Here is a 14,589-nt window from a genome sequence, read left to right as displayed (position 1 = left end):
GTCGTTCACAGGAAGCCTCCGTCTGTTTGAACTTTGAGCGGTTCAAGCGATGGAGGCTTCCGATTCCCGGAACTGTCAAACTTTGTGAGTCCCCCGGCAGAGCCGGGGGTTTACTCGTTATTATTATTATAGTATTTAGGTAGTTGTCGTGGTGTGCGAGCCTTTGCGGCGAGGGTCGCCCCGGGAAAAGGGCTTTCTCTTTGGCGGCGACCGGTACGACGGATTGTGACGAAAAAGGGGATGTTGTTTCCGGGCGAAGTTGGGCGACACCGCTTGCCCGGGGCGAAGGCAGGGGGCAGGGAGTGGTCAAACCGGGCTTGGTTGGGGTAGTGACGCACCGGAGAACATGCGCCAGCCACTGGCCGATCCTGGCCGTCGCCCCAGGCAACCCCAGGCGCAACAACCCCTATCGGAGCGAAGGAGCCGTTTCATGACGCAAGACGTATTGAGCCCCCTGGCAGATGCTGAACTGGATCGGCTGGAGACTCTGCTTGACACTTTTCCCGAAGCCGTGGATCTTGAAATGCTCGACGGATTCCTTACAGCGCTCATCTGTTCGCCGGAACCGGTGACGATCAGTCAGTACATGCCCTATGTCCTTGGCTGCGAAGACAGTGAAATCGACCAAAGCCTCGCGCAAGTGCAGGAACTCTACGCTCTCATTGGCCGGCACTGGAATGTCATTACGGGTCTTCTCGCTGGGGAAGGCGCCTGCGAGCCGCTTTTTATTGAGTACGAAGACGGACTGCACGGCAATTCCTGGGCCTTGGGGTTCATGCACGGCATGGCCCTGGGCGGTGAAGCCTGGACCGAACTGCTGGATGACGATGACCAGGGCGACATGCTCATGCCTATTTTGGTCTTGGCCCATGAGGCTGACCCGGACCCCGAAACGCGGCCCGGACCCATCGGGCCCGAGGATCGGGAAATGCTGTTTGAGGGCATCGCGGCCGCTGTTCCCGGCGTCTTTGCCTATTTCGAACCCCACCGGCGCGGCGAGGCTGTCGGGGCGAAGCCAAACGGCGGCACGCCGCGAAGCGTGCCGAAACTCGGCCGTAATGCGCCCTGTCCTTGCGGCAGCGGCAAGAAATACAAAGGCTGCTGCGGCAAAAATTAAGCCGGCCGGCCGCTTGGTGCTGCGGGCCGGGCTGTGGCGAGGGGGCTGTCGCATCAGGCGCGGGGCTGTTGTGTCCTGGCCCGTGGCCGCTTTAGCGGCAAAGCAATGCCGAACCTGAAGCATTGCCGCCTCTCCGGCCCGGTCCAGCGGTTTTTCCGTTATGGCCGGGGTGGCGGCCCTCCTCCCAGCCCTGGTCCCCCTGGACGAAGTGCCTTAGTGTGGCCATACTCCCGGCATGCCGCGCACACCGATCAAACAACCCGACTTTTTGCCCATGACCCGGGCCGAGATGGACCGGCTGGGCTGGGACAGCCTTGATGTCCTGCTCGTTTCCGGCGACGCCTACGTGGATCATCCTTCTTTTGGCGCGTCGCTCCTTGGCCGCTGGCTGGTCAGCCACGGCTACAAGACCGGCATCGTGGCCCAGCCGCGCTGGGATCTCCCGCCCGGCGATCCGGGCGACGTGGCCGCCATGGGCCGGCCGCGCCTTTTCGCCGGGGTCACGGCCGGGGCGCTCGATTCCATGCTGGCCCACTACACCGCCTTTCGCAAAAAACGCTCCGACGACGCCTACACGCCGGGCGGAGCAGCCGGAGCGCGGCCCAATCGGGCCTGCCTCGTCTACACCAACCTCGTGCGCCGGGCTTTTCCGGGCCTGCCGGTGGCCCTTGGCGGCATCGAGGCGTCGCTGCGGCGGGTGAGCCATTACGATTTCTGGTCCCAGTCCCTGCGCAAATCCATACTACTGGACGCCAAGGCCAGCGTCGTCCTCTACGGCATGGCCGAGCATTCCATCCTGGCCCTGGCCCAGGAGTTGGACCGGCTGGAGGAAACCGGCGGCGAGTTGGTCACCGTTTTGGCCGGCCTGCCCGGCGCGGCCTATGCCCGCAAGGCGGGCGACTATCCGCCGGACGTCCCGGCCGGGGATATCCTGGAATTGCCTTCCCACGAGGCGCTTGTGGCCGAACCCAGGCTGCTTATCGAGGCCACGCTTGCCTGCGAGGGCCACATGCACCACAACCGGCAAACGGTGGTGCAGCGCGTGGGCGAGCGTATGGTGGTCCTGACCCCGCCCGGTGAGGGGCTGGCCGGCACGGAACTCGACGCCGTCTATGCCCTGCCGTTTTCCAAGCAGCCCCATCCGTCCTATGACCAGCGGATTCCGGCGGCGGACATGATCCGGGGGAGCCTGAATATCCACCGGGGCTGCGCCGGCGGCTGCTCCTTTTGCACCCTGGCCTTGCACCAGGGACGCGCCATCCGTTCTCGCAGCCGGGGCTCGGTCCTGGCCGAGGCCAAGCGTTTGACCGAGGTGCGGGGCTTTGACGGCAGCATCAGCGACGTGGGCGGGCCGAGTGCCAACATGTGGGGCGGGCGCTGCGCCGGGGACATGGCGACGTGTCCCCGTGCCAGTTGCCTGACCCCCACAATCTGCAAGCATTTCAAAGTGGACCAGGGCGCGTTTGTGGATCTGCTGGAGGCCGTGTCGGGTGTGCCGGGCGTGCGCCATGTGCGGGTGGCCAGCGGCTGGCGCATGGATTTGGGGCTGGCCGATCCGGCCGCTTTGGGGCGCATGGTGCGGGAATTTACCGGCGGGCAGGCCAAGGTGGCCCCGGAGCATACCAGCGACCGGGTTTTGCGGCTCATGCGCAAGCCACCCTTTGCCGTTTTTGAGCGGTTCCTGGAGTTATTTAGCCGGGAATCCGGCCGGGCCGGCAAGGAGCAGTATGTTGTGCCCTATCTCATGAGCGCCTTCCCGGGCTGCACCGTGGCCGACATGCAGGCCATGGCCGCCTGGTTTGCCGGACGGGGCTGGAAGCCCAATCAGGTGCAGTGTTTTATCCCTCTGCCCGGCACAGCGGCGGCGGCCATGTATTTCGCCGGCCTGGACCTTGCGGGGAATCCCCTGCATGTGGCCGATTCCGACGCCGAGCGGTTGCACCAGCACGCCGTTTTGGGTGGCGCGCGCGAGAAGCGTCTGGGTGGGCGGGGAGACGGCCCGCCGCGTCACCAGGGCGACCGGTTGCGGCCGCAGTCCGCCCCGGCGGGCCGGTTTCCTGGCGGGCGCAAGAAGGAACCCCGGCGGTAAGGCGCGTGCGAGCCGCTTCGATTGGGCCGCAGTCGCGGGGATTCCCGTTAAGCTTGCCCTGCGGCAGTGCCCATTCGACGGAAGTGCATTTTCGTCCCACCAACCGTCGCGGCAACGTCGTTTCCCTGTAACCCCTTGCCTCCAGGTGGGATTCCAAAGGGCTGTCACTCCCTTTGGCCGCCGGAGCAACGGTGTTTCTTGTCAAACGCCTTCTTGGCTGTCCCGGTTCACAGCCAGCCAGATTGCCAGCCCATGCCAAAAACCCCTTGGAAGACTTTTCGCATCAAGGGGGTCCGGGGGGGATTATCCCCCCCGGCCGCCGGAGGCTTCTTCTGCCTCTTTTTTATTCCCAGTTGGCCAGGGTGGCGTTGTCCGGGTAGGCCTCGCGCAGCCGGTGCAGTTCTTCGGACAGGCGGCGACGCTGTTCCAGGCGGGTCAGTTCTTCCAGCAGCACGATATCCGGTCCGACGTCGCCCGGGGCGGCGATTTTGCGCAGTTCGGCCACTTGCCCTTCGGTTTCGGCCAATTGCGCCCGCTCCTCGTCACTGAGCGGCTTGTCTTCGGGCAGGGTGACCTCCCGGGTCTTGACCTGGGCGGTTGCCTGTTCGCCGGCCTGGGTCAGGATGGACGAGGCTTCGCCGCCGGCTGGTTTGGAGCGCAGGGGCAGCTTGTCGATGACCGGCGGCACGGTGCTGTCCGGGCTTTGCCCACCCTCGGCGGTGATGAGCACGGTGGCCGGGCCGGTCCAGGTTTCGCGCTGGCCCTTTTGCAAAAAGGCGAGTTGGGCCTGGGCCCCGCGTCCCAGTTCCAGACGTTCGCCTTCGCGCAGGCGGGTGAAGAGTTCCAGGGGTTTTTTCGGGCCATCGCCCGGAGACAGGCTTACCGGCCCGTTGACCGTCGAGACCAGGCAGACCAGCCGGGGAGCATCGGCCCAGGCGGTGCCGCACAGGAGGGAAGCCACTACCAGCAGGGTGCATGTGAAGGTGAGCGTGGGACGCATGGCCGCTCCTTTTCGTTTAATTTGCAGCCAGCCCGAGGATTTCCAGGGCCGGCACAGGTTCGCTTTTGCCTTTGACATGGGCCAGTTCCTGGCGTCCCGTGACGACGCCCGCGCCGGCCATGTCCACCACGGTCTGGCTGGCCACCACCGGACAACCCATTTCCTTGGTGAAGCCTTCCAGGCGCGAGGCCGTGTTGACGGTGTCGCCGATGACCGTGAAATCCAGCCGCTGCTTTGAGCCGATGTTGCCGACAACGGCCGGACCGCTGTGCAGCCCAACGCCTATACGAAACCGCCAGTCGCCCAAGTGCGGAAAGCGGTTTCGCATCCAATCTTCAAATTCCGTTGCAGCAGCAACCATGCCAAGGGCCGTGGCAAGGGCTTGCCTGGCATGTTTGGGATCGGCCAGCGGCGCGCCGAAGACGGCCATGACCGCGTCGCCGATGAATTTGTCGATCATGCCGCCGTTGGCCAGGATGATGTCGCAGACCTTGGAAAAATAGACGTTTAAGAGTTCCACCACCTGCTCGGCCGTGAGTTTTTCACTTAATGTCGTGAAATTGCGGATATCCGAGAACAGGATGGTGACCGTGGCCGAGGACCCGCCGGGAGCTGGCGGCTTGCCGCTGGCCAGGATGGCGGTAATGGCCGCCTCGGACACGTATTTGCCAAAGGCTTGGCGGATATGGGCCTTTTCGCGCTCGCCGCGGGTTAAGCGCACGGCATTGGCGCCGGCCCAGATGGCGACCAAGCCGAGGTCAAGGCCGGCCAGGGGCAAAAGCAGGCCTTTGAGGAACAGGGCGTAGCCCAGGCCAAAGGCGATAATCCCCAGCCCGCCGCCGGCCAGGGCCGAACGTCCGGGGCCAAGCCGGGAACAGGCCAGGGAGCAGGCCGCCAGAAACGGCAGCCACAGCGCCGCTGCCGCGCCCGAGCCAATGGGCGACAGGCTGCGCCCGGTGAGCAGGGCTTCGATGATGTTGGCGTGGATTTCCGGGCCGGGCATAAATTCCCTGGGCGCGCCAATAAGCGGCAGGGAATAGGGCGAAGCCAGCCGGTCATGGGCACCGTGGATGTCGATGCCCAGGATGACGATTTTCCCGGCCAGGGCCTGAACCTGGGGGTCGCTTAAGGCCTCCGGGGCCAGCAGCCGGGCAAAACTCACCGGGGCAAAGGTGCCGGGCGGGCCGGCAAAGGGGATGGGCCGGGGCGCAAGTGCCTGCCGGTCGTCCAAGCCGGCCAGTCCCGGGGCGTCGGGGGCGGCTTTCTGAGCCAGGGCCGCGGCAAAGGACAGGCGCGGCTCCCCTTCACCGTACAGCGCCGGGGCAAAGCGGCGCACCACACCGTCGCGGTCCAGCGGCACGTTGGTCAGCCCCAGGTCGGCCTCATGATGGGGCAGGGCCAGCAGATAGTCCATGGCCGGCAGACTGAACGACGCCTCGCCGGATTCGGTGGACACGCTGGCGGCCAGGATGACGTTGCCTTTGGACAGTTCCAGCATGAATTCCCGGTCAAAATCGCGGCTGGTGTCCGCGCCGATAATGTCCATCCAGGTGACGGGGCTCAAGGCCGGCTGGATGTCCATGCCAACGGCCACGGCCCCGACCTGTCGCAGGCGGGCGAGTATCTTGGCGTAGAGCGGTCCCCAAAAGACCAGCGGCCGGTCGGGTTCGGCGGCCAGCGCCGCGTCGTCGAGCAGCGCCACGGCCACGCGGCTGGGTTCGTAGCGTTTGCCGGCGACCACGTGCCACAGATCGGACGTCCAGGCGTCCACGCGTCGGGCCGGTTCCAGGGAGTTGGCAAACAGGCCGCCGAGCAGGGCGGCGGCAGTGAGGCTGGTATAAAAGAGCGGTCTCAAGTGCATGGATTACGTTGGATTGGCAGATGGTTATGCGGTCTGGTGCGGCGGTTGCCTCAAAACGATTGCGACCACTATCCCGCACTCGGCCGGCGACGTCCATGCAAATTTGGGGGGCAAATCCGGGAAGGAATCGAGGTGGGGCGGCCGGGTCCACCGCTTCACGCACGGATTGGTCATTGTCGTGCCGGGAAAAGAGCGTAGGAAGAAAGTATCGTCCCAGCGTTTTGGCTGGGCGCAGCACCACAAAAAAGGGGGCTTCCCATGATGCTCAACATGCACATGCAACCGATTATCGCGCTGATTGCCGGCATTTTGATTCTGGTCATGCCGCGTCTGCTCAACTTGATAGTGGCCGTTTACCTCATCGCCATCGGGATATTGGGGCTGGTGGGCGGGAGGTTGTAAGCGGTCGGGGGAAGACGAAACCGCCGGCCCGGGGATTTTGTCCCTGGGCCGGCGGTTTTCATTGTATCTGTCCGCGTCCGATTACTCGCCGAACAGCTTCTTCTTGCCGTCGATGAGTTCCGTCACCACACTCGGATCGGCGAGTGTCGAGGTGTCACCCAGGCTGTCCACTTCGTTGGAGGCGATCTTGCGCAGAATGCGGCGCATGATCTTGCCACTGCGGGTCTTGGGCAGGCCCGGGGCGAACTGGATGACTTCAGGGGCGGCGATGGGGCCGATTTCCTTGCGCACGTGCATCTTAAGCGCCTTGAGCAGCTCATCGCTCTCGTCGTAGCCGGCCTTGAGCGTCACATAGGCGTAGATGCACTGGCCCTTGATGTCGTGGGGCATGCCGACAACGGCCGCTTCGGCCACGGTCGGGTGCGACACCAGGGCGGATTCGATTTCCGCCGTGCCCATGCGGTGCCCCGAGACGTTTATGACATCGTCCACCCGGCCCATGATCCAGAAATAGCCGTCCTCGTCGCGCCGGGCACCGTCGCCGGATTCGTAGCTGCCCTTGAAACCGGCGAAATACTGCTGCTTAAAGCGCTCGGGTGCGCCCCAGATGCCGCGCAGCATGCCGGGCCAGGGTTTGCGGATGACCAGGAAGCCGCCCTGGTTGGGACCGACTTCCTTGTTGTCGGAATCCACGATGGCCGCATCAATGCCGGGCAGGGGCAGCGAGGCCGACCCGGGTTTGAGCGGCGTGGCAAAGGGCAGGGGGGAAATCATAAGCCCGCCGGTTTCCGTCTGCCACCAGGTGTCCACGATGGGCAGCTTTGAGGCCCCGATGTGCTCGTGGTACCACATCCAGGCTTCGGGATTGATGGGCTCGCCCACCGACCCCAGGATGCGCAGCGAGGACAGATCATGCTTTTGCGTCCAGGCCGGGCCGGACTTCATGAGCGAGCGGATAACCGTCGGCGCGGTATAAAAAATGTTGACCTTGAATTTGGCGCAAATCTGCCAGAAGCGGTCCGGGGCCGGATAGGTGGGCACGCTCTCAAACATGAGCGAGGTGGCCCCAAGGGCCAGCGGACCGTAAATAATATAGGAATGGCCGGTGATCCAGCCGATGTCGGCGGTGCACCAGTGGATATCGTCGTCGTGCAGGTCGAAAACGAGCTGCGAGGTGTGGGCGGCGTAGGTCAGGTAGCCGCCGGTGGTGTGGTAGACACCCTTGGGCTTGCCGGTGGAGCCGGAGGTGTAGAGCACGAACAAGACGTCTTCGGCGTCCATGACCTCGGGCGGGCAGTCGCCTTCCACGTCGTGGTCGGCCATGACGTCATGCCACCAGACATCGCGGCCGGGCAGCATCTCGATGTCGTTGCCGGCATGGCGCAGCACGATGCATTTGTCGATGGTGGGGCATTCCTTGAGGGCTTCGTCGGCATTGGGCTTTAACGGTATGGTCTTGCCCGAACGGATGACCGCGTCGCTGACCACGATGATCTTGGATTCGCAGTCGTTTATACGGTCGCGCAGGCTGTGGGCGGAAAAACCGGCGAAAACGATGCTGTGGGGCGCGCCGATGCGGGCGCAGGCCAGCATGGCGATGGCCAGTTCCGGCACCATGGGCAGATACAGGCTGACCCGGTCGCCCTTTTTCACACCCATCTTTTTGAGCACGTTGGCGAAGCGGCAGACTTCGTCGTGGAGCATCTGATAGGTATAGGTGCGCACGTCCTCGTCTTTTTCGCCCTGCCAGATGAGCGCCGCCTTGTTGCGCCGGCCGTTGGTCAGATGCCGGTCCAGGCAGTTGTAGGCGGCGTTGAGCTTGCCGCCGGCGAACCATTTGATGTCGGGCGTGTTGAAATCATATTCAAGGACTTTGTCCCAGGGCGCGTCCCAGGTGAGCAGTTCGCCGGCCCGCTCGCCCCAGTAGCCGTCAGGGTCTTCGATGGAGCGTTTGTAGATGGCGCGGTATTCGTCCAGGCTTTTGATATAGGCGTTATCGCGGCCCTGGGCCGGCGGATCGAAGGTGCGTCCTTCATGCTGAAGGCTTTGGATATTGTCGGCAGTCATGAATTCCCCCCGTGTTTGGGATTATGCGTCGCGTCTGGCGGACCTTGCCCCAAAAGCGCGCGGCCCGGCCAGCGATTTTCGGTCAGTGGCGGCAACAACGCAATAATCGTATTGGCCCAAATATTAAAGACCGTTTACCGAGAAATCGACGCCGTTCGCCGACCGGGCGACTCCCGTTTCTGGTCAGTGGGGGGGAAGCCCGGGCGGGAGGCCTCAAGACTTCCGGCCGGCGGTGCCCGGTCGCGGGCTGCGGGTGCAAAGGCGTTTCGCGCGTCCTTGGTTGCGCTGCCATGCCCTGCGACGTCCCTCACGGGCTGCGGGCGCAAGCGGGTTTCGCGCATTCCTGCGCGCGCTGCCAGGCCCTGCCAAAGCCCTTGCGGCTCCAACCGCGTACTAAAAATGGCTTTTTCGCGCCGCGTCAGGGCCAAAGTGCGCGCCAAACTGGGCTGGCTTGGCCACAACCAAATCACGCCTGTGACATTTTGACCCAAATGGAGCACGGGGTGTGTCCTTTCTCCTCCCCGTTCCCAATCCGCTATAATATTTAATCTAACATAACGCCGGACCCTTCCTGCCTGCTCCGTTTCGCTTCGCTGTCGGTCACGACAGGCCGTAAATGGTTGCGCCCGATTCTCTTGAAAAACAGGTAACTATCTTATTTATTTTGATAATTGCTGTATGGAGCAATACTTGCTTATTTTAACCTAACACAGAGCCTCTTTTCTGCCCCAGCCAGCATCGGCCACGCCCGCAGGTTGGAACGCGGCTGGTGCCCCCTGAATCCGGGGTGCGGTGCAGGAGAACAGGGCTTGGGGATCAGGTCAATAACACTCGTGGTGAGCATGCGGCGGATCGTCAGGCCGTTGTGGCCAAAATTATGTTAATAAAAACAGAGGGTAATATGTCAAAGTTTATCAGAGTCGATATGGCTTCGAAGGCTGTGAAAATCGAGGAATGCCCTGAACAGTACGCTGGTCTGGCGGGTCGGGCGCTCACGTCCATTTTCGTTGCCAACGAAGTGAAACCGACGTGTCACCCCTTGGGAAAATACAACAAGCTCGTTTTTGCTCCCGGCTTTTTGACCGGCACCAGCGCGGCCAACTCCGGCCGGCTGTCCTGCGGTGCCAAGAGCCCGCTCACCGGCGGCATCAAGGAAAGCAACTCCGGCGGCACGTTTGCGCAGAAGATGTCCAAAATGGACATCAAGGCCATTGTGTTCGAGGGCATTCCTGAAGAAGACAAATTTTACGTCGTCAAAGTGACCATGGACGGCGTGACCATCGAAGAAGCCCCGGCTGCGATCATCGGCATGGGCAACTACGAAGCCATCAAAGTCCTGCAGGCGCAATACGGTCCCAAGGTCGGCGTGGGCATCGTCGGACCGGCCGGTGAGATGCGGTTGACGGCGGCCAACATCTCCTTTGCCGATCCCCAGAGCAACATCCGCAGCGCCGGACGCGGCGGCCTGGGTGCCGTCATGGGCTCCAAAAAGATCAAGGCTGTCGTCATCGACGACACCGGTGCCGGCGCAGTCGCCATCGCCAATCCCGAGGAGTTCAAGGCCGCTTCCAAGCGTTTCACCAACGCGCTGACCACCCATCCGGTCACCGGCCAGGGCCTGCCCAAGTACGGCACCAACATCCTGGTCAATATCCTCAACGAAGCCGGCGGCCTGCCCACGAAGAACTTCCGTAGCGGCCGCAACGAATGGGCCAACAACATCGGCGGCGAGACCATGGCCGCCACCATTGAGGCCCGCAAAGGCAAGACGACCCACGGCTGCCATGCCGGCTGCATCATCCGCTGCTCCCAGCAGTACAACGACAAGGATGAAAAGTACCTCACCAGCGGCTTTGAGTACGAGACCATCTGGGCGCTCGGTGCCAATGCCTGCGTGGACGACCTGGACGCCATCGCCTACGCCGACCGGGAATTTGACGATGTCGGTGTGGATTCCATCGAAGTCTCCGTCACTGTCGGCGTGGCCATGGAAGCCGGCATCATTCCCTGGGGCGACGCCAAGGCCATGTTGGAGCTGATCCAGGAGATCCGCAAAGGAACGCCGCTGGGCCGCATTGTCGGCAGCGGTGCCGGGGCTTTGGGCCAGATGTATGGCCTGACCCGGGTGCCGGTGGTCAAAAACCAGGCGATCCCGGCCTACGATCCCCGCGCCGTCAAGGGCGTCGGCCTGACCTACGCCACCACCCCCATGGGTGCTGACCACACCGCCGGATACGCGGTTGCCACCAACATCCTCAAGGTTGGTGGCTTTGTTGATCCGCTGGGCAAGGCCGGCCAGGTGGAACTGTCGCGCAACCTGCAAATCGCCACCGCTGCCGTTGACAGCACCGGCATGTGCCTGTTCATCGCCTTCGCCATCTTGGATATCGCCGACGGCTTTAACGCCCTGGTGGAAATGATCAACGCCCGTTACAACCTCGCCCTGACCGGGGATGACGTTGTTGCTCTCGGCAAGACCATCCTCAAGGCCGAACGCGGCTTTAACCAGCAGGCTGGTTTCACCAACGCCCATGACCGGTTGCCGGAATTCTTCGAGGAAAAGTGCGCCCCGCACGATGTGACCTGGGATTTCACGGATGCCGAGATCGATGAGGTGTTTAACTTCTAGGAAATGGTCCAAGGGAATCCGCGACCGTTTCCGGTCGCGGTATACCAAGGGTTCGCCATTGCCGGCCCGGCGTTTCGATCCGCTCGAAACGCCGGGCAAAGCAGTCGCAAGGCTGGGGTGAATGGCTTGCAATGTTTGACAAATAAAGGTGAACGGCGGATCGTCGTTCACCTTTAATAGTTTGGATGCGCCACAACATTCCCCCACGGGAAGCACAGACGCCGCCCGGCCATGGTGGGCGTTTGAGGAGGTTCTCCGACGTGCCTGCAATGATTGAACTGCGCGCGTTTATGGGACTCGCCGATACGTTTCGGGAGCGCAACTGGGATAATCCCAAAACGGTCGCTGTGACAGGCGAGATGACCGGGGAGGAGTTCCTGGCCATGCTCGACCTGTCACCGGATGCGGTCGAGGTTTTTTTTGTCAACGGCAAGGCCTTCACGCCGGATCTGGCCGTCGTGACCGGCGGAGACAGGGTGGCCTTGGCCCCCCAGGGCGTGCCCGGTCCGTACCGCGTCTTGCTGGGTTTTAAAAAGATGGGCTGATGCGGGTTGTTTGCCCGCTCGGCTGGAGGGGCTGCCATCGGCGCGTATCCCCTGTTTTTCTGCGCGGTGCCGCAGCGCGGCCCGTCGCATTTTCCTTGCCTTCTCTGGGCAAAACGGTATGGCGCAGGCAACGGCAACCCGTCCCCGCAGTTGTGGCGCGGCGTTTTTGTGTTGTCTGGCGTACTGGCGGCCCCTGGGGAAGCGGTACACTTTGGCTTGACTCCTGGTAAAACATGGAATACAAGTCAATGTTTCGCGTTGGAATTCAATCGCCCGACCGGTCGGGCCGATCCGGCCGAGCAAGGGAAAGACCCCTTGACGCGGCGAAAAAACGTCTTACCAGGGTAGCGCAACAGCGCTCCGGCAAAACGTCCTACCGCATCCAACGTGCAAGGAGAATCGCATGGCGCGCATTACCGTTGAAGATTGCCTGGAAAAAATCAACAACCGCTTTCTTATCGTGCAGATGGCCATCAAGCGGGTGCACCAGTACCGGGAAGGGTACGAGCCGCTGATCGAGTGCAAAAACAAGGAAGTCGTCACCGCCCTGCGGGAGATCGCCGCCGGCGAAGTGTTGCCGGCCGAGTCCATTGTGGAAGCGGGCGTCGTGCTTCCTGAAAACAACTAGAAGAAACAATGCCCCGGGATTATTATGAAATTCTCGGCGTCGAGCGAGACGCCGACGAGGAAACGATCAAAAAGGCCTACCGCCAGCAGGCCTTTAAGTTCCACCCCGACCGCAACCAGGATGATCCCGAGGCCGAATCCAAATTCAAGGAAGCGGCCGAGGCCTACGAGGTGTTGCGCAACCCGGAAAACAGAGCCAGATACGACCGTTTCGGCCATGAAGGCATGGGCGGCAACGGGTTTGGGGGCTTTGGCACCACCGACGATGTCTTCAGTGCCTTTTCCGACATTTTCGGGGAGTTTTTCGGCTTCGGCGGCCGCACCACGCGCGGACCCCGCCCGCAAGCCGGAAACGATCTGCGCTACGACCTGACGGTGTCTTTCCGCGATGCGGCCAAGGGCAGCGAAGTTGAGCTGAAAATCCCCAAAAACGTCCAGTGCCATGTCTGCAACGGTTCCGGGGCCGAACCCGGCACCTCGGCCGAAACCTGCAAGCAGTGCGGCGGAGCCGGCCAGGTCATCCAGACCCAGGGCTTTTTCCGCATCGCCGTCACCTGCCCGGTGTGCCGGGGCGAGGGGCGCGTCATCGCCACGCCCTGCAAGGAATGCCGCGGCCGGGGCATCACCCGCCAGACCCGCGAACTCAAGGTCCGCGTGCCGGCCGGCGTGGATGACGGCAGCCGCTTGCGCCTTCGCGGCGAGGGCGACCCGGGACTGCACGGCGGCCCGCCCGGCGACCTCTATGTCATCCTGCATGTCGAGCCGGACAAGGTGTTTGAGCGCCAGGGCCAGGATCTGCTCTATCGCCAGGACATCACCTTTGTGCAGGCGGCTCTTGGGCATAAAATCGACGTGCCCACCCTGGACGGCGAGGAATCCATGGAGATTCCCAAAGGGACGCAAAGCGGCGAGGTCTTTTCCTTGCGCGGCCTGGGCATGCCGGTGCCGGGCTCCAGCCGGCGGGGCGATCTGCTGGTCCATGTGACCGTGACGACGCCGCGCGGGTTGACCAAGAAGCAAGAAGAGCTTTTGCGCGAATTCGAATCCCTCGACGAGCAAAAGCCTATGAAAAAAGTGAAGAGTTTTTTTCGTAAAGCCAAAGAGGCTATGGGGAACTGACATGGATAATCGCCTCCGCACGACGCTGCTGCTGCTGGTTCTGGTCCTGGCTTTTCCAGCCCTGGCCCAGGCCAACCCGAACGACGACTATGCCCAGGGCATGACCGCCGCCACCAAGGGCGACATGGACACGGCCATTGCGGCCTTTGGGCGCATCATCGCCAATCCGGCGGTGGATGCCAAGAATCTGGCCAGCGCCTACAATCTGCGCGGCATGTGCCATGAGGCCAAAAACGATCTGCAACAGGCCCTGGCCGACTATACCAAAGCGGTGGAAACCGATACCAAGCTGGCCGAAGCCTTTGGCAACCGGGCCATGGTCTATATGAAGCTCGGCGACGAGGCCAAGGCTCGCGAAGACGCGACTGCGGCCAAACGCATCGACCGCAAGGTCAAAGTCCCGGACTTTAAGTAGGCCACCATGAGCGAAGGTTTTACCCACATTGACGCCGAAGGCCGCACCCGCATGGTGGATGTGGGCGGCAAGTCCAAGACCCGCCGTCTGGCCATCGCCGGTTGCGAAGTGTGTCTGTCCGCCGAAACCATGGCCTTATTGGCCACGGCCGCCCTGCCCAAGGGCGACGCCCTGGCCACGGCCAAGATCGCCGGCATCATGGCGGCCAAGCGCACCGCCGATCTGATCCCCTTGTGCCATCCGCTGCCCCTGGCCTTTGCCGATGTGCGTTTTGACGTGGATCAGGCGGCGGCCATTGTCCGGGTGGAAGCCGAGGCCTCCACCACCGCCGAGACCGGCGTGGAAATGGAAGCTCTGGCTGCTGCCTCGGTTGCGGCGCTTACCATCTACGACATGTGCAAGGCCGTGCAAAAAGACATTGTCATCAGCGAGATACGGCTGCTCTATAAGGCCGGCGGCAAGTCCGGCACTTTTGTCTCGCCGCATTGGCCGGCCGGACGTCCTTTTCCCGACGCCTGATCCAGTCCCTCTTCCCTTACGAGAAAACAAAGCCCGGGTGACACCAGTCCCCGGGCTTTGTGCTGTTGGTGCAGAAGCACTGTTGGTTCCCGTCACCCTCTTTCGGTTGTCTCTGTCCGTGACCGACCGGATTGAACATCAGCGTCCATAAACCACTGAAAAATTTCTTTTATCAAGGGGGTTCGGGGGGATTATACTT

General features: G+C 62.6%; 12 protein-coding genes. 9 read left to right on the top strand and 3 right to left on the bottom strand.

The window, feature by feature from the left end; all coding sequences use genetic code 11:
- The first annotated feature begins 430 nt into the window (after positions 1-430).
- Both GTA51_RS13760 and GTA51_RS13755 read left to right on the top strand, forming a co-directional pair.
- The gene (locus GTA51_RS13760) at positions 431-1,117 is read left to right on the top strand and encodes a UPF0149 family protein (protein ID WP_160961985.1); all 687 of its coding nucleotides are present in this window, start codon (positions 431-433) and stop codon (positions 1,115-1,117) included.
- A gap of 235 nt (positions 1,118-1,352) precedes the next feature.
- Entirely contained in the window at positions 1,353-3,206 is a 1,854-nt protein-coding gene (locus tag GTA51_RS13755; protein ID WP_160961983.1) for a YgiQ family radical SAM protein, read from the top strand.
- 343 nt (positions 3,207-3,549) lie between these two features.
- Here GTA51_RS13755 and GTA51_RS13750 read toward each other — a convergent pair whose 3' ends face one another.
- Positions 3,550-4,206 carry a FecR family protein gene (locus GTA51_RS13750; protein WP_160961981.1) on the bottom strand — a complete coding sequence of 219 codons (657 nt, stop codon included), beginning with the start codon at positions 4,204-4,206 and terminating at the stop codon, positions 3,550-3,552.
- A 16-nt stretch (positions 4,207-4,222) separates the two neighbouring features.
- Entirely contained in the window at positions 4,223-6,067 is a 1,845-nt protein-coding gene (locus GTA51_RS13745; protein WP_160961979.1) for an adenylate/guanylate cyclase domain-containing protein, read from the bottom strand.
- A gap of 258 nt (positions 6,068-6,325) precedes the next feature.
- Between GTA51_RS13745 and GTA51_RS13740 the strand changes: the two genes are divergently transcribed.
- Positions 6,326-6,469: a DUF3096 domain-containing protein gene (locus GTA51_RS13740; RefSeq protein ID WP_160961977.1), complete on the top strand. Its 144-nt coding sequence runs from the start codon at positions 6,326-6,328 to the stop codon at positions 6,467-6,469.
- Positions 6,470-6,550: 81 nt separating this feature from the next.
- Here the strand turns inward: GTA51_RS13740 and acs are convergent, their stop codons facing one another.
- Complete coding sequence (gene acs / locus GTA51_RS13735; protein WP_160961974.1) at positions 6,551-8,536, bottom strand: acetate--CoA ligase; 1,986 nt, start codon at positions 8,534-8,536, stop codon at positions 6,551-6,553.
- Positions 8,537-9,437: 901 nt separating this feature from the next.
- Between acs and GTA51_RS13730 the strand changes: the two genes are divergently transcribed.
- From GTA51_RS13730 to moaC, 6 genes are all read left to right on the top strand, one after another.
- Positions 9,438-11,165: an aldehyde ferredoxin oxidoreductase family protein gene (locus tag GTA51_RS13730; protein ID WP_160961972.1), complete on the top strand. Its 1,728-nt coding sequence runs from the start codon at positions 9,438-9,440 to the stop codon at positions 11,163-11,165.
- Between the two features lie 269 nt (positions 11,166-11,434).
- Complete coding sequence (locus GTA51_RS13725; protein WP_211922578.1) at positions 11,435-11,710, top strand: MoaD/ThiS family protein; 276 nt, start codon at positions 11,435-11,437, stop codon at positions 11,708-11,710.
- 403 nt (positions 11,711-12,113) lie between these two features.
- Entirely contained in the window at positions 12,114-12,338 is a 225-nt protein-coding gene (gene rpoZ / locus GTA51_RS13720; protein WP_160961968.1) for a DNA-directed RNA polymerase subunit omega, read from the top strand.
- A gap of 8 nt (positions 12,339-12,346) precedes the next feature.
- Positions 12,347-13,456 (top strand): molecular chaperone DnaJ, encoded by a 1,110-nt coding sequence (gene dnaJ / locus GTA51_RS13715; RefSeq protein WP_160961966.1) that lies wholly within the window; start codon positions 12,347-12,349, stop codon positions 13,454-13,456.
- Position 13,457: 1 nt separating this feature from the next.
- Positions 13,458-13,871 carry a tetratricopeptide repeat protein gene (locus tag GTA51_RS13710; RefSeq protein WP_160961964.1) on the top strand — a complete coding sequence of 138 codons (414 nt, stop codon included), beginning with the start codon at positions 13,458-13,460 and terminating at the stop codon, positions 13,869-13,871.
- A 6-nt stretch (positions 13,872-13,877) separates the two neighbouring features.
- Positions 13,878-14,390 (top strand): cyclic pyranopterin monophosphate synthase MoaC, encoded by a 513-nt coding sequence (gene moaC / locus GTA51_RS13705; RefSeq protein WP_160961962.1) that lies wholly within the window; start codon positions 13,878-13,880, stop codon positions 14,388-14,390.
- The last annotated feature ends 199 nt before the right edge of the window (positions 14,391-14,589 follow it).

Source organism: Solidesulfovibrio aerotolerans (assembly GCF_009856865.1).
In the GTDB taxonomy this organism is placed as follows: Bacteria; Desulfobacterota; Desulfovibrionia; order Desulfovibrionales; family Desulfovibrionaceae; genus Solidesulfovibrio; species Solidesulfovibrio aerotolerans.
The sequence above is the reverse complement of the archived record's forward strand: the minus strand, read 5'-3'. Positions and strand labels throughout refer to the sequence as shown.

Bases quoted from the DNA above. Each gene is read 5' to 3' on its own strand.
- GTA51_RS13760 (WP_160961985.1), top strand. From the start codon at position 431: ATGACGCAAGACGTATTGAGCCCCCTGGCAGATGCTGAACTGGATCGG.
- GTA51_RS13755 (WP_160961983.1), top strand. From the start codon at position 1,353: ATGCCGCGCACACCGATCAAACAACCCGACTTTTTGCCCATGACCCGG.
- GTA51_RS13750 (WP_160961981.1), bottom strand. From the start codon at position 4,206: ATGCGTCCCACGCTCACCTTCACATGCACCCTGCTGGTAGTGGCTTCC.
- GTA51_RS13745 (WP_160961979.1), bottom strand. From the start codon at position 6,067: ATGCACTTGAGACCGCTCTTTTATACCAGCCTCACTGCCGCCGCCCTG.
- GTA51_RS13740 (WP_160961977.1), top strand. From the start codon at position 6,326: ATGATGCTCAACATGCACATGCAACCGATTATCGCGCTGATTGCCGGC.
- acs (WP_160961974.1), bottom strand. From the start codon at position 8,536: ATGACTGCCGACAATATCCAAAGCCTTCAGCATGAAGGACGCACCTTC.
- GTA51_RS13730 (WP_160961972.1), top strand. From the start codon at position 9,438: ATGTCAAAGTTTATCAGAGTCGATATGGCTTCGAAGGCTGTGAAAATC.
- GTA51_RS13725 (WP_211922578.1), top strand. From the start codon at position 11,435: ATGATTGAACTGCGCGCGTTTATGGGACTCGCCGATACGTTTCGGGAG.
- rpoZ (WP_160961968.1), top strand. From the start codon at position 12,114: ATGGCGCGCATTACCGTTGAAGATTGCCTGGAAAAAATCAACAACCGC.
- dnaJ (WP_160961966.1), top strand. From the start codon at position 12,347: ATGCCCCGGGATTATTATGAAATTCTCGGCGTCGAGCGAGACGCCGAC.
- GTA51_RS13710 (WP_160961964.1), top strand. From the start codon at position 13,458: ATGGATAATCGCCTCCGCACGACGCTGCTGCTGCTGGTTCTGGTCCTG.
- moaC (WP_160961962.1), top strand. From the start codon at position 13,878: ATGAGCGAAGGTTTTACCCACATTGACGCCGAAGGCCGCACCCGCATG.